Here is a 21,023-nt window from a genome sequence, read left to right on the forward strand (position 1 = left end):
CGCGCGACTCGCCTCGATGGTTTCACCGGCGGCGTTGTGTCAGCCGGCGCTTTCGATGAGCCGATCCGGAACCGGATGAGCGGGACCATGCATGACGTGCGCGCTTTCGATCCGCGGATGCGCATCCGCGGCGCTCACCAGACCGCGTCGACGTCCAGCGGATCCAGCACCTGGCCGGTGGCCTTGTCCATGAGCATGACGATGTCTTTCCGGCGCGCCGCCAGCGGAAGCCAGACGACGTCGGCGGCGTTGCGGCGTTGCGCCTGCAGCCAGGCGTCGACCGTCGGCCTGGCGGCCGGATTCTTCGCGAGCAGCGTATCCAGCGGCCGCGCCCGCTCGCGCAGCGCGGCGACATTGGCGGCGTAGTCGCGGTAGTAGCGCGGCAGCCGGTGCAGGTCCAGTCCGGCCAGCGCGAGGCTCTGCACGTGGTCGTATTCCTTGGCGTCGGTCGGCACGCTGACCGACGCCAGGCGCGGCCCGGACCAGGAGCGCTCGCCGAAGCCCGCCTCTTTGCCGGCGGCGAGGTCGGCGTCGGTGATCTCGTTGGCCGCGACGAGCTCGAAGCGGTCGACCGCCGCGACGACGAACACGGGGCGCGACGCCGCCATCGCGTGCAATCCGTAGGCCAGTGCCGCCAGTTGCAGCCCGGCGATCACGCACAGGTCGGACGTGAGTCCCTTCTTGCCGGGCTTGAAGACGATCAGGGTCAACAGCGGTCCGATGACCACGTCCACGCCGATCAGCAGCAGCGCGAGCCGCTCGGCGCCGGCGGCGGCGAAATACGGCGGCGGATACCAGAGGCCGAACAGCAGCATCAGCGCGGCGGCGCCGATGGCCGCACTGATACCCAGGTGCAGCAGCACGGCCTTGCGGCGGGTCATGGAAGGACGAAGGGCAGAGGACGACGCTGGAGCGGAAAAGGCCGGGGTCGCAGTGCTCATGTCGGCGGCGCGGGCAGGATCAGTCGATCGACAGTTTCTTGAGCTTGTAGCGCAGCGCGCGGAACGTGATGCCGAGCTTCTTGGCCGCTGCGGTCTTGTTGTAGCGCGTCTCGACCAGCGCCTTCATGATCGTTTCGCGCTCGATGTTGCTGATGAAATCGTCCAGTCCCTGCGGCTGGCCGTCGTCGTCCATGTCGTCGACGGCGAGGTTGCCGGCCGGTATCGGTGCCGCGGCCGGCGCGGGCATGCCTTCGGGCGCCGGGCGCGTATGCAGCTGTTGCACCAGCTGCAGATCGTCGACCTCGATGATGTTGTGCTCGCAGAGCGCGACGGCGCGCTCGAGCACGTTCTCGAGCTCGCGCACGTTGCCGGGGAAGTTGTAGGACAGCAGCGCCGCGAGCGCTTCGGGCTTGAGCCGCGCGGGACTGCTGCCGTGGTCGCGCGCGAGGCGTTCGAGCACGCGGCCGGCGAGCTTCGGAATGTCTTCCTTGCGCTCGCGCAGCGGCGGCACGCGCAGCTCGATCACGTTGATGCGGTAGAACAGGTCCTGGCGGAACTGGCCGAGCTCGACGAGCCGGGCCAGGTTCTTGTGGGTCGCCGACAGGATGCGCACGTCGATCGCGACTTCGCTGCGCCCGCCGATCGGACGCACCGATTTCTCCTGGATCACGCGCAGCAGCTTGACCTGCATGTGCAGCGGCAGCTCGGCGACCTCGTCGAGGAACAGGGTGCCGCCGTGCGCCGCCTGGAACAGGCCGTCCTTGTCCGCGTGCGCGCCGGTGAAGCTGCCCTTCTTGTGGCCGAAGAATTCGCTCTCCATGAGCTCGGACGGGATCGCGCCGCAGTTGACCGGCACGAACGCGCCGCCGGCCCGTGGGCCCAGCTCGTGGATCTGGCGCGCGACGAGCTCCTTGCCGACGCCGGACTCGCCGCTGATGTAGACCGGCGCCTGGCTGCGCGCGAGCTTGGCGATCGTCGCGCGCACGTGCTCCATGGCCGGCGAATCGCCGATCAGCTTGCTTTCGGTCGCGCTGGCGCCGGCGCGGCGCTCCTCGCCGAGCTTCAGCGCGGTCTGCACGAGCCGGCGCAGCATGGCCAGGTCGACCGGCTTGGACACGAAATCGAATGCGCCGGCCTTGAGCGCGACGACGGCGGCGTCGACGTTGCCGTAGGCCGTGATCATCGCGATCGGCATTTCCGGGTACTGCCGCGCGACGAGCTCGATGATTTCCTGACCCGAGCCGTCGGGCAGACGCATGTCGGTGAAGCAGAGGTCGTACTTGCGCTCGGCCAGCCGGCTGCGAGCCTCGGCGACGCCGCCGGCCGTGGTCACGTCGAGATTCATGCGGCCCAATGTGATCGTCAGCAGTTCGCGGATGTCGCGTTCGTCGTCGATCACCAGAGCGGTTTGTCTACTCATCGCGTGTGCAATCCTGCTGCCGTCCGCCCCTGGCCCGGCAGGGTAATGCGCACGACCTTACGGGTAAAGACGCGGCCTCACCGGCGCGGCGCCGTGGCCGCCATCTGCGTGACCAGGGTGATGCGAAAGCAGCTGCCGCCGCCGGCCACGGGCACGTATTCCAGCGCCGCTTGGTTGGCCTCGCAGAGCTGGTGCGCGAGATAGAGGCCCAGGCCGGTGCCGTACTCGTGGGTCGTGAAGAACGGCTCGAAGATCTGCGCGGCGACCTTGGGCGGAATGCCGGGGCCGCGGTCGACGACCTCGACCACGGGCGGGCCCTTGTCGCCGAGCATGCGTGCGACGACCGCCACGCGCGCCGGCTCCCCGGGCAGGCGGCCGTAGCGGATCGCGTTCTGCACCAGGTTCCAGACCACCTGCTGCAGCTGCTGCGGGTCGAACAGCCCGTCGATGAGCCGCGGCTGGGTCACCGCGCGCAGCTGGTCCATGCCGAGGTCGTTGCTGGCCTTGTATTCCTCGATGAAATTGGTGACCCAGGCGTTGACGTCGACGAGTTCGGGCCGCGAGCGCTCGCGCCGCGACAGCTGCAGGATGTTCTCGACCACGTCGTTGGCGCGCGCGCAGTGGTTGTTGATGATCTCGACCATGCGCTGGTCCGCCTCCACGAGGTCCTCCGATTCGGCCAGCAGCTGGGCCGAATAGCTGATCGCAGCGAGCGGGTTGCGGATCTCGTGCGCGATCGAGGCCGACAGGCGGCCCAGCGAGCTCAAGGTCAGCTCCTCGGCCCGGCGCGACACCAGCGAGGTGTCGTCGAGGAAGATCAGCACGTTGGTCGCCTCGTTCGGCGACAGCCGGGTGAAGCGCGGCAGCACCTCGGGCACGTCCTCGGCCAGCGCGACCGCGCGGGTGTCGGTCTTGCCCGTCGTGCGCCAGTGGTAGAGCCGGCGCGACAGCTCCGGCGCGACCGCGCCGAGGTCGCGCAGCTCGGGCTTGGGGCTGCCGATCAGCATCCAGGCCGACTCGTTGAGCTGGTGGATGCGGTTGGCGTCGTCGACGACGAGCACGCCGGTCTTCATGCGCCGGATGATCATGTCGTTGACCTGGGACAGGTTGGCCAGGTCGGTGCCGCGCTGCTCGGCCAGCGCCTCGGTCGCGCGCATCTGCTTGCCGAGGACGTTGAACATGCCGTACGAGGCCAGATAGGCGACGCCGAACAGCAGCGCCTCGAGCGGGCCGATCTCGTAGTGCCTGTCGTACAGGCGCACGAGAGCCAGGCCGAAGACGAGCAGGCCGGCGCCGAACACCGCGAGCAGGCCGGCGCGGCGCGGCGGCAGCAGCAGCGCGCCGGCGCCGATGTTGAACATCAGCAGGATCGCGATGCCCGACTGCGGCTCGCGGATGCTCGCCACCGCGACCACGGCGGCGACGATGTCGTAGACCACCGCCAGGGTGACCGTCGGGACGATCCGGCGCAGCTGGTGCTCGGTGCGCAGGAACAGCAGGGTCGCGAAACCGAGATAGACCAGCGCATTGAACCGGCCGAGCAGCGGGAAGCGCAGCTCCAGCCAGTTGATCGCCAGCGGGCTGAACGCCAGTCCCGCATAGATGCAGGCCTGCAGCACGCGGAACAGGTTGAAGAAATACAGCTCGCGCCGGGTGGTTTCCCCGGTCGTCGCCGAGCCGACGGAAAAGATGCTGCGCGGCCTAGCCACTGTGCCCATGCGGCCGAGCGTCGCCAGTTTTGCACGGCTTGGCAAGGCCTGCCGGGCCGGGTCCGGACGAGGGCTTAGCCCAAGGTCGGGGGCGCCAGACTTTCCTTTGCCCCGGCCTTTGCTCAGAATACGCGCCCATTCTGCCCGGGGTGTGCTGTGCCGCCTCGCCGCGCAGTCACCGGGAAGCCCGCAGGCGTCGGCGCCATGTGCCGGCGGCCGCTTCTCGCCCAGCAATCCGTTTCACTTCCCGCAAGGTGTTCGCATGAACTTCCACGAGTACCAGGCCAAAGAACTGTTCGCCGAGTACGGCATCGCCGTGCCGGCCGGCAAGGTCGCCGCTACGCCGGAGGCCGCCGTCGAAGCGGCCAAGGCGCTCGGTGGCGAACAGTGGATGGTCAAGGCCCAGATCCACGCCGGCGGCCGCGGCAAGGCCGGTGGCGTCAAATTCTGCAAGTCGCTGGACGAGGTCAAGGCCGCCGCCGCGGGCATGCTCGGCCGCAACATGGAAACCTACCAGTCCGCGGGCCGCGCGCTGCCGGTCAACCTCGTGCTGATCTCCGAAGCCAACGACATCGTCAAGGAACTCTACCTGTCGGTGCTCGTGGACCGCTCGACCAAGGCCGTGACCTTCATCGCCTCGTCCGAAGGCGGCGTGGAGATCGAGAAGGTCGCCGAGGAGAACCCCGAAGCGATCCAGACCCTAGACGTCAACTACGTGCAGGGGCTGCAGCCCTACCAGTGCCGCAAGCTCGGCTTCGCGCTGGGCCTGTCGGCCAAGCACGTCAACCAGCTCACGAAGATGATGCTGGGCCTGTACAAGCTGTTCAACGACCAGGATCTGGCGCTGGTCGAGCTCAATCCGCTGGCCATCGTCGGCTCGGGCGACCTCATGGCGCTCGACGGCAAGGTCAACTCCGACGACAACGCCGAATTCCGCCATCCGCGCCTGGCCGCGATGCGCGACGAATCGCAGGAAGACGCGGCCGAGGCGATCGCGGTCAAGCACAACCTGAACTACGTGACCATGGACGGCAACATCGGCTGCATGGTCAACGGCGCCGGCCTCGCGATGGCGACCATGGACGTGATCAAGCTCGCCGGCGGCGAACCGGCCAACTTCCTCGACGTCGGCGGCGGCGCGACCAAGGAGCGCGTCTCCGAGGCGTTCAAGCTGATCCTGTCCTCGGACAAAGTGCAAGCCATCCTCGTCAACATCTTCGGCGGCATCGTCCGCTGCGACATGATCGCCGAGGGCATCATCGCGGCGGTGAAGGAAGTCGGCGTCAAGATTCCGGTCGTCGTGCGCCTGGAAGGCACGAATGTCGAAAAGGGCCGGGAGCTGCTGGCCAACAGCGGCCTGAAGATCACCCCGGCGACCGATCTCAACGATGCGGCCCAGAAAGCCGTTGCGGCCGTAGCGTAAGGAATCCAGCCATGAGCGTCTTGATCAACAAGAACACCAAGGTCATCTGCCAGGGCTTCACCGGCCAGCAGGGCACCTTCCACTCCGAACAGGCCGTCGACTACGGCACCAGGCTGGTCGGCGGCGTGACGCCGGGCAAGGGCGGCACGCAGCACATCGGCCTGCCGGTCTTCAACACCGTGCAGGACGCGGTCGACGAAACCGGCGCCGACGCCTCGATGATCTTCGTGCCGCCGCCGTTCGCGGCCGACGCGATCCTCGAAGCCGCCGACGCGGGCATCAAGGTCATCGTCGCGATCACCGAAGGCATTCCGGTCCTCGACATGCTGCGCGTGAAGAACGCGCTGAAGGGCTATCCTGACGCCGTGCTGATCGGCCCGAACTGCCCCGGCGTCATCACGCCGGGCGAATGCAAGATCGGCATCATGCCGGGCCACATCCACAAGCCGGGCAAGGTCGGCATCGTGTCGCGCTCCGGCACCCTGACCTATGAAGCCGTGTTCCAGACCACGAACGCGGGCCTCGGCCAGTCCACCTGCATCGGCATCGGCGGCGACCCGATCAACGGCCTGAACTTCATCGATTGCCTGAAGTTGTTCCAGGACGACGCGCAGACCGAAGGCATCATCATGGTCGGCGAAATCGGCGGCAGCGCCGAGGAAGAAGCGGCCGAGTTCATCGCCGACTACGTGACCAAGCCCGTCGTTGCGTTCATCGCCGGCGCCTCGGCTCCGGCCGGCAAGCGCATGGGTCACGCCGGCGCGATCATCTCCGGCGGCAAGGGCACCGCTGCCGCGAAGTTCGCCGCGCTCGAAAAGGCCGGCGTGACGACGGTCAAGTCGCCGGCCGATCTCGGCAAGGCGATCACGGCGCGCCTGGGCGGCTGATCCGCTCCGCCAAAAGCTGTCGAACGACGAAGGCCGCGGAGCGATCCGCGGCCTTTTGATTTTTGGCGCGCCTGCTTCGCAGGATTGACAGTTGCGTGCTACGGGTGGAGGCTCCGGGGCATGAAATCCTCGTCTTGACCACGGTGCCATAGGGGAGCTGCGCTCGCGCGGCGCTTGCCAGGAAAGTATCGGGCACGCGCAGCCGATCATCCGCGGCGTGCAATTCCGTTGGAAGGCAGAGGAAGTCGCAGCGGCTTTCGACATCGACGGAGTGTTTTCCATGGCTGTCGCACCAACCCGCGGCACGACCCCGCTCGTGCCTGCTCTTTCCTGGGTTCATCGCCGCTCGCGCCGGCTCTGGCCAGTCGGCGTGTTGCTGGCATTTTCTTTCTTCCGGCCAGACGTCGCGCAGGCACAAACCTGCATCGACGACGGCGGCACCAATGAATGCGTCGACCGTATCCAGCTGCCCGAGCGCTTCCATCCGGGCAACTATTCGAGCTGCCCCACTGTGCCGCAGCCGCCGGCGGCTCCAGCGCCTTATGTCGGCAGGTTCGCTACTGAAGACGACGCGATGGATAACATCCGGAACAGTCTGATTTGCGGTTATCCGCAGGCGTTTTGCCAGCTGCCGACACCGACACTACATGGCTGGGGCAGCGGAGTGACGGAGCCGGGATTCGAACCGAAATGGCAATGCCGTACCGGTCCATCCGGCACCGGCGGCGGAATTACCTGGGACTATCAAACGGCCAAAGTCGGCGGCACGGGCTGCAACGATCCGGCGACGAAAGATACTTCCATGTGCGTGGACCGACCGATGCTGTGTCCGCCGGGATTCAGCGAAATCCCAACGTCGACGCGAGTGCTCTGCGCCAAGCCGAAACCGGCGTGTTGCGAGCTGGGTGGCGGCCCCACCACGCGGGTCGGCAACCCCATCAGCATCGCCGCGCGAGAGAAGGAGCAGGAGGAAACCGACGCGCTGCTGCCGGCCGAGTTCGGCATCAAGCTGAGCCGTCTATACAACAGTGGCGGTCTGCTCGCGCCGGTCTACTCGACCGGTACGCGCATGACCCAGCTCGACGGCAGCTGGACCTTGAGCTTCGACCACCGGCTGTCCCTGATCACCTCGCCGGTGACCGGCAAACAGGTGGCGCGCCTGTACCGCGCCGACCGCAGCATGCGCTACTTCTTCCTGGAGACAGGCGGCTGGGTCGGTCTTCCCGACGAGCCGGGCACGTTCATCACGCTGCTGGACGGCGGCGGTGCAGTCGTCGGCTATCGCTACCGCACGACCAACGATATCGACGAAGACTATTCGCTGAGCGGACGCCTGACCCGGCTCGACCGGCAGGGACTCGTCACGACGTTCGACTACGACTCCGGCAACCGTCTGGCGGCGATCCATAGCCCGTCCGGTCGTACGGTGACCTTCGACTATATCGGTGCCTCCGAGCGTGTCAGTAGCGTCACGCTGCCGGATGGAACTGCCGTCAGCTATACCTATGGTGAGTTCGGCGACATCCAGTCGGTGTCGTTGCCCGGCGGTGCCGGCCGCAGCTACAGCTACGCATCCAATCGTGCGCCACTGAAGCTGGCGGGCATCACCGACGAAAACGGCATCAACTACGCCCAGTTCGGCTACACGAGTGCGGACTCGGCCTCGTCGACGCAGTACAACGGCGGCGTCAACCGCTACGTGATCACTCCGATCGACGGCGTGAGCATGAGCGTGGAGGATCCGTTGGGCGGCATCACGAGGTACTACTACCAGACCTATGCCAAATCCCAGCGTCTGATACAGCGGCATCGTACCTGTCCAGGTTGCGCCACCGACATCGAATACCGCACCTACGACGCGAACGGTCTGCCGAATCTCGTCATCGATTACCGCGGCAACATCACCGACCACGACTATGGTCCGCGCGCGCTGGAAACCCAGCGTGTCGAAGCGTCCAACGTGAGCGGCGCTTCGTCGCCCAAGCGCACGATCCAGACCGTCTGGCATTCGAGCTACCGCGAGCCCGTCGAACGGCGTACCTACAACGCGGCCGGCACGCTCGAGGCCAAGTCGCAATGGGTCTACAACGCCCGCGGCCAGGTCACGGCCCGCTGCGAGATCGATCCGGCCGACAGCCTGGCCATGAGCTATTCCTGTAGCGCTACGACGGCGCCCGCGGCAGCGGCGAAAGTGCGGCGCTGGACCTACGATTACTGCGAGGCTGCCGATGTCGCCGCGCCGGGATCGACCTGCCCGCTGCTCGGCTTGCCCAAGATCACTAATGGCCCACGCGCCACGACCGACTCGGGCATGGGCGGTCTCGACGACATCACGACGTACAGCTACTACGCAGCGACCGACGAAACCGGCTGCGCCACGGTCGGCGGCACGTGCCATCGCAAAGGCGATCTGCAGACAGTCACGAACGCACTCGGGCAGACGACCGAATACCTGGCCTACGACAAGATGGGGCGCGCCACGCGCACGCGCGACGCGAATGGCACGATCACCGATCTGAGCTACAACGCGCGCGGCTGGCTCACGCAGCGCACGGTCCGTGCGTTGGCCAGCGGCAGCGCGGATGCGAACGACGCGACGACGGCATTCAGTTACGACAACGTGGGCCAGGTCACGCGCGTCACGCAGCCCGACGGCGTCTATCTCGACTACGTCTACGACAACGCGCATCGCCTGACCGATGTCGTCGACACGCTCGGCAACCGCCTCCATTACACCCTGGACAACGCCGGCAATCGGGTCAAGGAAGAGACCTTCGATGCGACCTACAATCCGGGCATTCCCGGACAAGGTCTCAAACGGGCACTTGCCCGCCAGTACAACACGCTCGGTCGGCTCGTGCGTGAGCTCAATGCGGCCAATGCGGCCACGCGCGATTCCACGCCCTACGACTCGGGTGGCCTGGCCGACGGCTACGATCCGAACGGCAACGCCGTGCAGTTCAAGGACGGCCTCAACGTCCAGGCCCAGCAGACCTACGACGCGCTGAATCGCCTCGTCAAGACGATCCAGGATTACACCGGCACCGATCCCGAAACCGGTAACGCGACGACGGAATACACCTACGACGCGCGCGACAACCTGCGTACGGTCAAGGACCCGGACAACCTGACGACGACGTATACCTACGACGGCCTCGGCAATCAGACGGCGCTCGACAGTCCGGACACGGGCCATACGGACTATGCCTACGACCGCGCCGGCAATCGCGTGAGCCAGACCGACAACCGCGGCACGACGAGCAGCTATACCTATGACTCACTGGGCCGGCTGGTCGGAATCGGCTACCCGACCAGCGTGCTCGACGTCGCGTTCCACTACGACGAGGGCAACGGCACGACGGGCTGTGCGAGCTCGTACCCGCAAGGTCGCCTGACGCGCATGACCGATGCGACGGGCTCGACGACCTACTGCTACGACCGGCGCGGCAACGTGATCGGCAAGACGCAGGTCACGGCCGGCGAGACTCTGGCTGTGGCCTACAGCCATACCCTGGCCGACAGTGTCTCGACGATCACCTATCCCAGCGGCGGATTGGCGACGTACGGCTATGACGCAGCAGGTCGCGTGAATCTGCTGACCTGGAAGGAGTCGCCGTCGGCGACAACCGTCACCGTCGTCAGCGGCATCAGCTACTACCCGTTCGGCCCGGCCAACGTGCTGACCTACGGCAACGGCCGCACCTTGACCAAGACCTACGACCAGGATTACCAGATCGACAGCGTCGCGAGTTCGGTGACCGACGGACTGAAGCTCGACTTCGGCCGAGACGTCATGGCCAACATCACGAGCGCGAGCGGCACACTGGGTGCATCGCCACCTGACCGTAGCTATGTCTACGACAAGCTCTACCGGTTGACCCAGGTCAACGATTCGACCGGGGCGATGCTCGAGGACTACAACTACACCAAGACCGGCGACCGCACGCTCAAGCAGTTCGCAGGTCAGCCTGCGCAGACCTACGCCTATCTCGTCGGTACGCACCGTCTCGGCAGCGTCGCCGGCACCGCTCGTACCTATGACGCGAACGGCAACACGACCGATCGCGGCGACGGGGTGACCCTGGGCTATGACGACCGCAACCGGCTGGCTAGTGCGGCGGTAACGGGTAACGCGACCACGTATGACTACTCCGGTCGCGGTGAGCGCACCTACAAAGTGCAGGCATCCGGTGGGACTCCGGTCGAGAATCGATATCTCTACAACGAAAGCGGTCAGATATTGCTCGATAGGCGCTTCGCCAGTGCGAGCGGCAATACGGCATCGACGGAGTATCTGTTTATCGATGCGCTGCCGATCGCCGTTTCGCGCACTACGGGGCTGAGCTACCTCGAAACCGACCACCTCGGCACGCCGCGTGTTGCGGCTAATCCGAATACCAACGCAAAGGAGTGGAGTTGGGATCTGTTGGGTAAGTTGTTTGGTGAAGACTTTGCAACAAGCTTTGTTGCTGGGAAGGATATCAATCTGCGATATCCAGGACAGTGGCAGGATGCGGAAACTCAACTTTTTCAAAACTACTTTAGAGATTACGATCCGCTTGTTGGACGTTATATCCAAAGTGACCCGGTTGGACTGAACGGGGGTGGGAACACATATCTTTACGTTGAAGCTAGTCCTATTGGTGCAGTAGACCCAGATGGCCTTGGTCCGATCAAGTTAATCAAGTTGTGCGTCGGAGGATATAAGACCATCCGTAATGTCAGTTTTTGGGAGGCAGTAAAGATTGTTCGCAAAGGTAGTGGGGAGATCAAAGCAAGTTCTCACGCAGAGGCAAGAAAGATTGCGAGGGCCGCAAGCAGGCAAAAGAAGCCTATCCGCGATCCGGTACATCCGGATCCAATTACGGGTAGTATTGAAGGCCGTATGCCACACTACCATCCAAGTCCACGCACAGGGGTTCATGTTTTTTACAGTATTTCGGCTGCATTGAGTCTGGCGAACTATTCCGAATGTGAAGACTGCACAAAAGAAACACTGTTTGAAGTGCTGGATTTCTTTAATCCATTGAGTACGGGTGAAGACGTTCTCGATATTATTGATGAATTCGAATGATGGGTGTATTTCGCGTAATGCTTAGCGGTTGCGCCGTATTTGTCGCCGCCGGTCGTGGGTGCGAGATTTGCGGTTTTGTAAAGACAGAGTACGTCTTTGCTACGTCGGAAACGGCTGCTGTGAAAAAAGCCAAGCGTCGCGTTCTTTGTCGGTTGCGAACGAAGATTGGGGTTGTTTTTCCAGAGGACGGGTCGATCGATCTGATAGTGGATGAGATTGAGTGCGGATTGGGTTTTTGGATGTTGTTTGTAAACGAGGGGTTCGTTTTCTTTGATGTTCCCCATTCGAAACTGCCTTGAGCATGATGGCTGTGCAATGACTCTTCAGTGCAGCTGCATAGAATGGAGGTGCTGCTAATAAAGGCCAAGTCGGTGATAAAAGTGATCATCGACTGGGTCTGTCAAACGAGCTGTGTAACTGCGAAGAAGATTTCTGTCAGAACAATCCCATTTTATGTAACGCTGGAATCGCGATCGGGGTCGGGTGTTTGATAGGTGTATCGATAGAGGGAAGTTTTGTCGGTGTGACTAATTAGGTTTTTCATGTTTCCTGAAAAAATGAGCTTCGACGGTCTCAAGGCCGGAGAAACGTATTTCGTTGTCATGTTCGATGACGAACAGCTTTCTATTCCGATCATCCAAACACTTCGCTACGTTGGAGAGCACTTAAGAGAGCGTGACAGTCAGCGCGCTTACTTTGTTCAGCTTGGTCATGCGGGAAATGAAACCCCTTTTTTTGTCCGTAAGGAAGATGTTTCTGATCTCGTACTCGATAAACCCCAACTACTGCGCTTTTTGGAGCTTAGTTTTTCTGGGAGGCTTTCTCATCCGCCTGAGTGACTACTCCTGATCACTAGAAGATGGTCTGAAGTGATCAATGAGCGAGTAGCCCGAATTCGAGGCGGCGTAGCTCAGGGTTTCGATACGAGGACATGAGGTGTCAGGCCGGCCGCTGCATCGCAGCGGCCGGCAATAAGTTAAATGAGCGAGATTCGATGATCTCTAGCGGTGCGGGCGAGCGATGGCCCACTGCACTTCATTACCCCAAGCCGCGTGGCGGACCCGAACCGGCCGCCTAGGCTATGATTCGCTGCCTCCGTGTCACCCGTCGGTAAGCCATGGCCGCTCTACGCATCGCTCTCGCCCAGTTCGATTTCCCGGTCGGCGCCGTGCTGCGCAATGAGCAGCGCATCGTCGAGCTGATCCATGAAGCGCGCGATCGGCACGGTGCCGACGTCGTGCTGTTTCCCGAGCTCGCGCTCAGCGGCTATCCGCCCGAGGACCTGCTGTATCGGCCAGGCTTCCTGGCCGAGTGCCAGGCGGCGATACAGCGCATCGCCGGGCAGGTGCGCGGCATCGTCGCGGTCGTCGGCTGGCCCGAGTCGGCTGGCGCCGTGGTGTACAACGCGGCCAGCGTGCTGCGCGACGGCGCGGTCGAGCGCACTTATCGCAAGCGCGAGCTGCCCAATTACGCCGTCTTCGACGAGCGCCGCTATTTCGAGGTCGATCCCGACGGCGAGCCCTGCGTGGTCGAGGTCAACGGCGTCAACGTCGGCCTCGTGATCTGCGAGGATCTCTGGTTCTCCGAGCCGCTGGCCGCGAGCGTGCGCGCCGGCGCCGAGGTCGTGCTCGTGCCGAACGCCTCGCCGTTCGAGCGCGACAAGCATGCCCAGCGCGACGCGCTGCTCGCGGCGCGCGTGGCCGAGTCGCGCGTCGCGCTCGCGTATCTCAACGTCGTCGGCGGCCAGGACGCGCTCGTGTTCGACGGCGCCTCGGTGCTCGCCGACGCCGACGGCCACGTGCATCCGGCCGCATGCGCGTTCGAGGACCACTGGCTGGTCGCCGACTTCGATGCCGCGACGCGCCGCTTCACGCCGCAGGCCTGGCCCGTCGACGGCGACGAGAGCCGCGATTCGCTGGCCTGGCGCGCCATCGTGCGCGGCACGCGCGACTATTGCCGCAAGAACGGCTTCGACAAGGTCTGGCTCGGGCTGTCCGGCGGCATCGATTCGGCGCTGGTGCTGTGCATTGCGGTAGACGCGCTGGGCGCCGGGAATGTGACCGGCGTGCGCCTGCCGTCGCGCTATACCTCCGGGCTCAGCAACGATCTCGCCGACGAGCAGGCACGCGTGCTCGGCGTCAAGATTCTCGAAGTACCGATCGAGGCGCCGTTCCGCGGCTTCCTCAATGCACTCGCGCCGCTGTTCGCCGGCAGCGCGGTCGACACGACCGAGGAGAATCTGCAGTCGCGCTGCCGCGGCAGCATCCTGATGGCGCTGGCCAACAAGTTCGGCGGCCTCGTGCTGACCACCGGCAACAAGAGCGAGTACGCGGTCGGCTACGCGACGATCTACGGCGACATGTGCGGCGGCTACGCGCCGATCAAGGACCTCTACAAGACCGAGGTGTTCGCGCTCGCGCGCTGGCGCAACACGATCGCCGGCGCGCCGGTGATTCCGGAAGTCGTGATCACGCGGCCGCCGTCGGCGGAACTGCGCGAGAACCAGACCGACCAGGATTCGCTGCCGCCGTACGACGTGCTCGACGCGATCCTGCTGCGCCACGTCGACCAGGAGCAGTCGCGCGACGACATCGTGCGCGCGGGCTTCGACGCCGCGACCGTGGACCGCGTGCTGCGCCTCGTACGCATCAGCGAGTGGAAGCGGCACCAGGCGGCGCCCGGTCCGAAGGTGTCGCGGCGCGCGTTCGGCCGCGAGCGGCGTTATCCGATCACGTCGGGCTGGCGCTGAGCGCGCTGCCCGTTCGCGGCGGTTGCCGGTGCGGCTTCGCTTGCGGATCGGCGTGCTGACAGGAATGTCCGGACCGACGTCCGGCAGGGCGTCGACGTGGACAGCGTTGCCATCGCTTCAACGCGCCGCGCGCGCGTCCAGCGCGATGCCGGCGGCGCCGAGCAGGCCCGTGTTCGGATGGCGCATCGCGACCGTCGGCGTCCGCGCCATCGTCGCGGCGAGGCGCCCCTTGGCTTCGAAGCGTGCACGGAAGCCGCCGCGGCGCAGCACCGGCAGCAGCGGTTCGAGCAGGCCGCCGCCGAGGAATACGCCGTCCCAGGCGCCGCAGGCGAGCACGAGATCGCCGGCGACGTCGCCGAGCAGTTCGGCGAACAGGTCGACCGCACGCACGGCGGTCGCATCGCTGCCGTCGAGCGCGCTCTGCATGACCCGTTCCGGCGTCGTCGCGAGCCGCGGCGACGTGCGGATCTGACATAGCGCGCCGTAGAGATTGACGAGGCCGCTGCCGCAGAGCAGGCGTTCGTTGGAGACGCGGCCGAACTCGCGGCGCAGGTAATGGAGGATCGCATCTTCCTCGTCGGTGCCCGGCGCGAAGCCCAGATGGCCGCCTTCGGTTTCGAGCACGATAGCCTGCCCGCCGCGCAGCAGCAGCGCGCCGGCGCCGAGACCGGTGCCCGGACCCACCACGGCGACGCAGCGGTCGATGCGGCCGTCCAGCAGCGGCGCCGGCGGCGTGCCGAGCACTTCGAGATCGGCGGCCTGCAGCAGCGGCAGACTGCGACTCTGCGCCGCGAAATCGTTGACCAGGCGCACCGAGTCCAAGCCCAGCGTCTGCGCAACTTCGGCCGCGGATACCGTCCACGGCAGGTTGGTGATCTTCACTTCGCAGCCGTCGACGCGGCCGGCGATCGCGAACACGGCATGGCTCGGCCGCGCGCCGACGTCCTGCAGATAGCGCGCGGCCGCTTCGGACAGGCTGGAATGGTCGGCGGCCCGGTAGCGGCGGATGCTGCCGGCGCGCAGCGGCACGGCTGCGGACTCGCAGAGCGCGAAGCGCAGATTGGTCGCGCCGATGTCGGCGAGCAGGATCAGGTTGGCATCGGACATGGCCGCTTCCGTGCTGAGGGACCTGCAAGCATAGCTGCCGCGCGGGCGTCCTTGCAGCCTGGCCGGACGGCCGATGGCGGTCTCCGGCCGACAGGGCCCGGCGGCGATGCGGCTGACGTGGGGGATGTCGCCTAGGCGCAGCAGGAAAGACGGTCTGGCGACACGGCTGCCGCGGCCGTTGCGTCAGGTGCCCGACAGGCTCCGCAGGCGGCTGCGCGCGCGGTCCCAGAGGCGCTGCACCGTGCGCAGCGGCAGGTGCAGCGCTTCGGCGAGCTCGACTTCGCCGAGGCCGCCGAACACGCGGCCGTCGATGATCTGCACGAGGCGCGGGTCTTCCTCGGCGAGTTCGGCGAGCACGGTGTCGAGCTGCAGCAGATCGCCGGTTTCGCGGCCGACCGCCGAGGCCGCGAAGCCGTCGCCCGCAGCCTCTCGGCCGCGCGCATGATCAACGAGTATTTCGCGCAGCACACGGCCGGCCAAGGCGAGGAATTCGGAGCGGTTGGCCACGGCGCCATTGCCGATCTCCCCGGCGATGCGCCGGTAGCATTCCTGGGCCAGGGCAGGGGCGTCGAGACCGGCCGGGTTGTCCGAGGTGCTCGCGCAGCGGGCCAGGCGCAGCAGGTCGTCCTGCAACAGGGTCGAGAGGCGCTGCCAGGCTGTCGCATCGCCGTCCCTGGCCTGCTCCAGCAGCCTCGTCAGTTCGCTCACCGCATTCCCATCCCTGTTGCGCGCCGCCGGCAGTGTACCGTCGTCCGCGCCGCACGGCGGGCGCGGCGCGGGGCGGCTCAGCTGCGGTCGGTGAACGGGATCAGGCGCTTCCAGGCATGGCGCTTGGGCGGGTACTGGCCCTTCAGGTAGAGGTGTTCCGGGTAGTTGAGCTCGAGCACGCGGCGCGCGTCGGCGCTGAGCTTTTCCTGGCCGAGCTTGGCATAGGCCTCGCTCATGATCGCGAGCGCGTCGCCCGCCTGGGGCGTGCGCTGGTAGGTCTCGACGACTTTCTCGGCGCGGTTGGCGGCGGCCACATAGGCCTTCTGGCGCAGATAGAACAGCGCGACGCCGACTTCGGCCTGAGCCATGTTGTTGCGCAGGTAGATCATGCGCTGGCGCGCTTCGCCGGCGTAGCGGCTGTCCGGGTAGCGCTTGACGAGCTCGCTGAAATCCTCGAACGACTGCAGCGCGTAGGCCTGGTCGCGCTTGGTCTCGTCACGGTTGATGTAGCGCTCGAGCAGGCCGTCGGAACGGCCGAAGTTGATCAGACCGCGCAGGTAGAACGCGTAGTCGATGTGCTTGTGGGTCGGGTAGGTCTTGATGAAGCGGTTGACCGAGGAATAGGCCTCTTCCTCTTTGTGGTCCTTGTACTGGGTATAGGCCAGTTCCAGCTGCGCCTGCTCGGTATACGGACCGAACGGGAAGCGCGCGACCAGTCGTTCGTACGTGCGCGCGGCGCGGTCGAGATTGCCGTTCTGCAAGGCTTCCTTGCCGAGGGCATAGACCTGATCGACCGGCAGGGTTTCGACCGGATCGGCCTTCTTGCCGCCGCGCGAGCAGGCGCCGAGGGCCAGGAGCGCGACGACAAAGACCAGTCGGATCAGCACGGAAACTCGCATGGGACGGCCACGCTCTGCGAAAATGCGGGCCGCGATCATAGCCCAAAGAACCACGCCCGCGCCCCGGCCAGGCCAAATCCCGCATGAATGACTCCATCCCCCCGCAGACCCTGCAGATCCCGCTGGCTCAGGCCGGCCGCCGCTTCGATCAGGTCCTCGCGGAGCTGTTTCCCGATTATTCCCGTTCGCGCCTGACCGCCTGGATCAAGTCCGGCGACGCCCTGCTCGACGGCGCGATTGCGCCGCCGCGGCAGATCGTCAAGGGCGGCGAGACGGTCAGCGTCCGCGCCGTGGCCTCGCAGGAGGTGCCGCTGGCGCCCGAGGCCATCAGCCTGGACATCCGCTACGAGGACGCCGACGTCCTCGTCATCAACAAACCCGTGGGCCTCGTCGTCCATCCGGGCGCCGGCAACCCGGCGGGCACCCTGCAGAATGCGTTGCTGCACCACGATCCCAGGCTCGTCGAGATCCCGCGCGCCGGCATCGTCCACCGCCTCGACAAGGACACGTCGGGCCTGATGGTCGTCGCGCGCACCCTGCGCGCGCATACGGCCCTGGTCGAACAGCTGTCCGAGCGCGCGATGCACCGCCAGTACGAGGCCCTGGTCATGGGTCTGATGATCTCCGGCGGCTCGGTCGACGCGCCGGTAGGCCGCCACCCGAAGGACCGCGTCAAGCAGGCCGTCGTCGACGAACCGACCGGCCGGCCGGCCGTGACCCATTACCGCGTGCGCGAGCGCTTCCGCGCCCACACCCTGGTCCAGTGCAACCTCGAGACCGGCCGCACCCACCAGATCCGCGTGCACATGGCGCACATCCGCCATCCGCTGGTCGGCGACACCTTGTACGGCGGCGGCCTGCGCCTGCCCAAGGGCGCGAGCGCGGAGCTGGCCGAGGTCCTGCGCGGCTTCCGCCGCCAGGCCCTGCATGCGGAACGGCTGGAATTCGCCCATCCGGTCGGCGGCAAGACCATCGCGGTCGAAGCCGAGCGTCCGGCCGATCTGGCCGCGCTGGTCCTCGCGCTGCGTGCCGATACCCAGGCGCACAGCGGCAGCGAGGGCGACGTGCGGCTGCGCCGCTAGGCCATGGCCGAGCCGCCGCTCGCCGCGCCGTCCACAGCCGGAGCCCTGCTCCCGGATTTCGCCTGGCCGCCCGGTGTGCGCGCGGCGGTGACCACGCGCGGCATGCCCGGCGTGTCGCCGTCGCCGTTCGATGCCTGCAACCTCGGCGCGCGCTGCGGCGACGCGCCGGCGAACGTCGCGGCCAACCGCGCGGCGCTGCGCGAGTTCCTCGCGTTGCCGTCCGAGCCGGTCTGGCTGCGCCAGGTCCACGGCACGGCCGTGGAAGTGCTCGATCTGCCCGGCAATCCGGCGCGCGACGCGCATGACGATCCCATGGCCGATGCGGCTTACTCGGACCGGCCGGGCCTGGTCTGCGCCGTGCAGACGGCCGACTGCCTGCCGCTGCTGATCGCGAGCGACGACGGCGGCGAGGTCGCCGCCGTGCATGCGGGCTGGCGCGGGCTCGCGGCCGGCGTCATCGAGGCGACCCTCGCCCGGTTCCGCGCGCCACCGCAGCGGCTGCGCGTCTGGCTCGGACCGGCCATCGCGGCGACCAGCTACGAGGTCGGCGACGAAGTCCGTGCGGCCTTCCTCGAGCGCGATCCGGGCGCGACCGAGGCGTTCACGGCCACGCGGCCGGGCCATTGGCTGTGCGATCTCTACACGCTCGCGCGGCGGCGCCTGCAGTCGGCCGGCGTCGGCCGCGTCGGCGGCGGCGGTCTCGATACCTTTACCGATGCGCGCTTCTATTCGCACCGCCGCGAGCGGCCCACCGGCCGCTTCGCGAGCCTGATCTGGATCGAGCCTGTCGCGCCGCCGGCCGGCCGGCACGACGGGTCTTCGTCGCCGGCCGGGCTCACGCAGGAATACTCGCCGGCGACGACGCGGCCGGCGAGCCGTTCGCGGCTCGTGTTCCCGACCTTGCTCGGCGACGCGTTCGCGCGGCTGCCGCCGACCGTGCGGGCGCTGCATCTCGCACGCGGACTGAGCCGCTATCACGGCCGCGTCACGATACGCCGCGGCGGCAGCGCGCTCGCGCGCCTTTGCGCGCTGGTCACCGGCATGCCGCCGGCCATGAGCGATGCGCCGCTCGGCGTGGACATACGCGCGACCGGGCGCAGCGAGGAATGGACACGCCATTTCGACGGCCACCGCATGCGTTCGCGGCTCTGGCGCCGCAACCGCCGTCTCTGCGAACGCCTCGGCCTCGTCACGTTCCGCTTCGCGCTGCGGGTCGATCGCGGCGCGCTGCGCTGGCAGGTCGACTCCGTGCGCGCGCTCGGCATTCCGCTGCCGGCGCGCTGGTTCCGCGGCGTGCGGGCGCGCGAGTGGGAATCCGAAGGCCGCTATCACTTCGAGGTCGCCGCGGCGCTGCCGCTGGCCGGCGAGCTCGTGCACTACGCCGGCTGGCTGGCGGTCGATCCGCACCGGAACACCACGCCGCGCGCCGACGAGGACGGCGAAGAGGAAATCGACGGTCCGGACGACGACGGCGACGACTCCGGCTCCGCGCATCATCACGACGGCGACGGCTTCGACGCCGATGACTGAGAACTGCGCGCCCGTCGTCGTCTTCGACGGCGTCTGCCTCCTGTGCAGCCGCTGGGTGGCGTTCCTGCTCGCGCACGATCGCGACGGATGCCTGCGCTTCGCCGCGATGCAGGGCCGCACCGGGCGCGCGCTGCTGCTGCAGCATGGCCTCGACCCGGACGATCCGACCTCGTTCCTGCTCGTCACGGACGGACGCGGCTATCGCAACAGCGACGCGATCCTGCGCCTCGTCGCCGGCTTCGGCGGCGCCTGGCGTCTGCTCGCGCTGGTGCGCGCCGTTCCGGCGCCGCTGCGCGACGCCGGCTACCGCCTGATCGCGCGCAACCGCTACCGCTGGTTCGGCCGCGCGGCGCAGTGCCTCGTGCCGGATGCGGCGAGCGCGCAGCGGTTCCTCGACTGAACGCGGACGCCGCGTCGCCGGGAAGTCCGCCCGTCGCCGCGATTCCCGATTCAGTCAATCGACGCGCACGCGCATCGCATACCCGGCCAGCGAGTCCAGGCATTCGTCGAGCGTGAACAGGTCCAGGCAGGCCCGCGCGCCGCGGACACCGAGTTCGCCGCGCGCGAGTTTGCGCGCGATCACGACCGCGGCCGTGGCCGGAATCTCCGGGCCGTCGCCGCCGCATGCGACGATCTCCCAGCGCCGGCGCAGTGCGCGGCCGTCGGTGCCGGCGCCGCGCAGCTCGACGTGCATCGCGCCGCAATCGCTGCCGGCTGCGGCGAACCTTTCGCTGAGCCGCTTGAGCAGCGCCGCGTGGCGCGCGAGATCGCGGACCAGTCCCGCACGTACGAGCCAGGACAGCAGCCAGAGGCCGAAATGCAGCCGGCGCAGTTCGAGCCCGGCGCGGAAGCTCAGTTCCTGCAGCGGGCCGTAGCGCGTCGCGAACAGATCGAGGTCCGGCACATCGCAGGCTGCGAGCCAGCGCATGCCGACCGGTGCGGAATAGCGCTGCCGCTGCAGCCGCTGCCAGCCGTGCACGGCGACATCGCGCCCGTCGCGGCGCCACGGCAGCGGTCGCCCGACATAGGACAGGATGGCCGCGACGGTGGCCAGGCCGCGCTCGGTGCGGTTGCCGGGACTGATGCCGGTCGCGATGCCGTCGAGCCGCGCGAACTCGCCGCGGTAGCGGTCGATCACGGCCGCGGAAACGCCGGGCACCGTGCTCGCGCCGGCGACCGCGAGCAGGCCGCGCGCGCGGGCCGGACCGTCGACGGCCGCCGCGAAGCCGCCGACGTAGTCGCGCGCGTCGGCGAGGTCGACGTAGTGCGCGCCCATGTCGAGGCATTGCCGGGCGACTGCGTAGTCGCGGCCCTGGAACGGCCCGGCGCAATGGATCACGAGATCGGGCCGGTCCCGCTTCAGCAGCTCCGCCAGCGCCGGCGTCTGTGCGTCGACGGCGACGGCCTCGAGCGCGGCGCGGCACTGCGGATCGGCGGCGAGCCGCTCGCGGCACTGCTGCGCGCGCCGCGCGTCGCGCCCGGCCAGCAGCAGGG

The 21,023-nt window shown here is 67.1% G+C and carries 15 protein-coding genes; 8 read left to right on the top strand and 7 right to left on the bottom strand.

Annotation, left to right across the window (positions count from 1 at the left end; translation table 11 throughout):
• Positions 1 to 134 precede the first annotated feature (134 nt).
• From tfpZ to NON22_RS00445, 3 genes are all read right to left on the bottom strand, one after another.
• A complete protein-coding gene (tfpZ, locus tag NON22_RS00435; protein ID WP_257384911.1) occupies positions 135 to 881 on the bottom strand; it encodes a TfpX/TfpZ family type IV pilin accessory protein in 747 nt (248 codons plus the stop codon).
• A gap of 79 nt (positions 882 to 960) precedes the next feature.
• A complete protein-coding gene (locus NON22_RS00440; RefSeq protein WP_257384912.1) occupies positions 961 to 2,361 on the bottom strand; it encodes a sigma-54-dependent transcriptional regulator in 1,401 nt (466 codons plus the stop codon).
• A gap of 77 nt (positions 2,362 to 2,438) precedes the next feature.
• Positions 2,439 to 4,079 carry a sensor histidine kinase gene (locus NON22_RS00445; protein ID WP_257384913.1) on the bottom strand — a complete coding sequence of 547 codons (1,641 nt, stop codon included), beginning with the start codon at positions 4,077 to 4,079 and terminating at the stop codon, positions 2,439 to 2,441.
• Positions 4,080 to 4,332: 253 nt separating this feature from the next.
• Here NON22_RS00445 and sucC point away from each other — a divergent pair, with 253 nt between their 5' ends.
• From sucC to NON22_RS00470, 5 genes are all read left to right on the top strand, one after another.
• Positions 4,333 to 5,493 carry an ADP-forming succinate--CoA ligase subunit beta gene (gene sucC, locus NON22_RS00450; protein ID WP_257384914.1) on the top strand — a complete coding sequence of 387 codons (1,161 nt, stop codon included), beginning with the start codon at positions 4,333 to 4,335 and terminating at the stop codon, positions 5,491 to 5,493.
• Between the two features lie 11 nt (positions 5,494 to 5,504).
• The gene (sucD, locus tag NON22_RS00455) at positions 5,505 to 6,380 is read left to right on the top strand and encodes a succinate--CoA ligase subunit alpha (RefSeq protein WP_257384915.1); all 876 of its coding nucleotides are present in this window, start codon (positions 5,505 to 5,507) and stop codon (positions 6,378 to 6,380) included.
• A 217-nt stretch (positions 6,381 to 6,597) separates the two neighbouring features.
• Entirely contained in the window at positions 6,598 to 11,454 is a 4,857-nt protein-coding gene (locus NON22_RS00460) for an RHS repeat-associated core domain-containing protein (protein WP_257384916.1), read from the top strand.
• A gap of 542 nt (positions 11,455 to 11,996) precedes the next feature.
• A complete protein-coding gene (locus tag NON22_RS00465) occupies positions 11,997 to 12,293 on the top strand; it encodes a hypothetical protein (protein ID WP_257384917.1) in 297 nt (98 codons plus the stop codon).
• Between the two features lie 278 nt (positions 12,294 to 12,571).
• Entirely contained in the window at positions 12,572 to 14,203 is a 1,632-nt protein-coding gene (locus tag NON22_RS00470; RefSeq protein WP_257384918.1) for an NAD+ synthase, read from the top strand.
• 117 nt (positions 14,204 to 14,320) lie between these two features.
• Here NON22_RS00470 and glk read toward each other — a convergent pair whose 3' ends face one another.
• The 3 genes from glk to NON22_RS00485 form a co-directional block, all read right to left on the bottom strand.
• Positions 14,321 to 15,310: a glucokinase gene (gene glk, locus NON22_RS00475; protein ID WP_257384919.1), complete on the bottom strand. Its 990-nt coding sequence runs from the start codon at positions 15,308 to 15,310 to the stop codon at positions 14,321 to 14,323.
• Between the two features lie 183 nt (positions 15,311 to 15,493).
• Complete coding sequence (locus tag NON22_RS00480; RefSeq protein ID WP_257384920.1) at positions 15,494 to 16,018, bottom strand: ECF-type sigma factor; 525 nt, start codon at positions 16,016 to 16,018, stop codon at positions 15,494 to 15,496.
• Between the two features lie 77 nt (positions 16,019 to 16,095).
• Positions 16,096 to 16,905 carry an outer membrane protein assembly factor BamD gene (locus tag NON22_RS00485; protein WP_257384921.1) on the bottom strand — a complete coding sequence of 270 codons (810 nt, stop codon included), beginning with the start codon at positions 16,903 to 16,905 and terminating at the stop codon, positions 16,096 to 16,098.
• 95 nt (positions 16,906 to 17,000) lie between these two features.
• Between NON22_RS00485 and rluD the strand changes: the two genes are divergently transcribed.
• Genes rluD through NON22_RS00505 form a run of 3 tightly spaced genes read left to right on the top strand, consistent with a single transcriptional unit; the run spans position 17,001 to position 19,929 of the window.
• Complete coding sequence (gene rluD / locus NON22_RS00490) at positions 17,001 to 17,999, top strand: 23S rRNA pseudouridine(1911/1915/1917) synthase RluD (RefSeq protein WP_257384922.1); 999 nt, start codon at positions 17,001 to 17,003, stop codon at positions 17,997 to 17,999.
• A gap of 3 nt (positions 18,000 to 18,002) precedes the next feature.
• On the top strand, positions 18,003 to 19,529 hold the full coding sequence (pgeF, locus tag NON22_RS24770) for a peptidoglycan editing factor PgeF (protein ID WP_306673565.1): 1,527 nt from the start codon (positions 18,003 to 18,005) through the stop codon (positions 19,527 to 19,529).
• Positions 19,522 to 19,929 (top strand): thiol-disulfide oxidoreductase DCC family protein, encoded by a 408-nt coding sequence (locus NON22_RS00505; RefSeq protein WP_257384923.1) that lies wholly within the window; start codon positions 19,522 to 19,524, stop codon positions 19,927 to 19,929. The genes pgeF and NON22_RS00505 overlap by 8 nt, the downstream gene beginning before the upstream one ends.
• A gap of 54 nt (positions 19,930 to 19,983) precedes the next feature.
• Here the strand turns inward: NON22_RS00505 and NON22_RS00510 are convergent.
• Positions 19,984 to 21,023, bottom strand: a 1,040-nt coding sequence (locus NON22_RS00510; protein ID WP_257384924.1) for a saccharopine dehydrogenase family protein, incomplete at its 5' end; no start/stop codon positions are given.

Source organism: Tahibacter caeni (assembly GCF_024609805.1).
GTDB lineage: Bacteria > Pseudomonadota > Gammaproteobacteria > Xanthomonadales > Rhodanobacteraceae > Tahibacter > Tahibacter caeni.

Bases quoted from the DNA above. Each gene is read 5' to 3' on its own strand.
- NON22_RS00505 (WP_257384923.1), top strand. From the start codon at position 19,522: ATGACTGAGAACTGCGCGCCCGTCGTCGTCTTCGACGGCGTCTGCCTC.
- rluD (WP_257384922.1), top strand. From the start codon at position 17,001: ATGAATGACTCCATCCCCCCGCAGACCCTGCAGATCCCGCTGGCTCAG.
- NON22_RS00445 (WP_257384913.1), bottom strand. From the start codon at position 4,079: ATGGGCACAGTGGCTAGGCCGCGCAGCATCTTTTCCGTCGGCTCGGCG.
- sucD (WP_257384915.1), top strand. From the start codon at position 5,505: ATGAGCGTCTTGATCAACAAGAACACCAAGGTCATCTGCCAGGGCTTC.
- NON22_RS00470 (WP_257384918.1), top strand. From the start codon at position 12,572: ATGGCCGCTCTACGCATCGCTCTCGCCCAGTTCGATTTCCCGGTCGGC.
- NON22_RS00440 (WP_257384912.1), bottom strand. From the start codon at position 2,361: ATGAGTAGACAAACCGCTCTGGTGATCGACGACGAACGCGACATCCGC.
- sucC (WP_257384914.1), top strand. From the start codon at position 4,333: ATGAACTTCCACGAGTACCAGGCCAAAGAACTGTTCGCCGAGTACGGC.
- NON22_RS00465 (WP_257384917.1), top strand. From the start codon at position 11,997: ATGTTTCCTGAAAAAATGAGCTTCGACGGTCTCAAGGCCGGAGAAACG.
- glk (WP_257384919.1), bottom strand. From the start codon at position 15,310: ATGTCCGATGCCAACCTGATCCTGCTCGCCGACATCGGCGCGACCAAT.
- tfpZ (WP_257384911.1), bottom strand. From the start codon at position 881: ATGACCCGCCGCAAGGCCGTGCTGCTGCACCTGGGTATCAGTGCGGCC.
- pgeF (WP_306673565.1), top strand. From the start codon at position 18,003: ATGGCCGAGCCGCCGCTCGCCGCGCCGTCCACAGCCGGAGCCCTGCTC.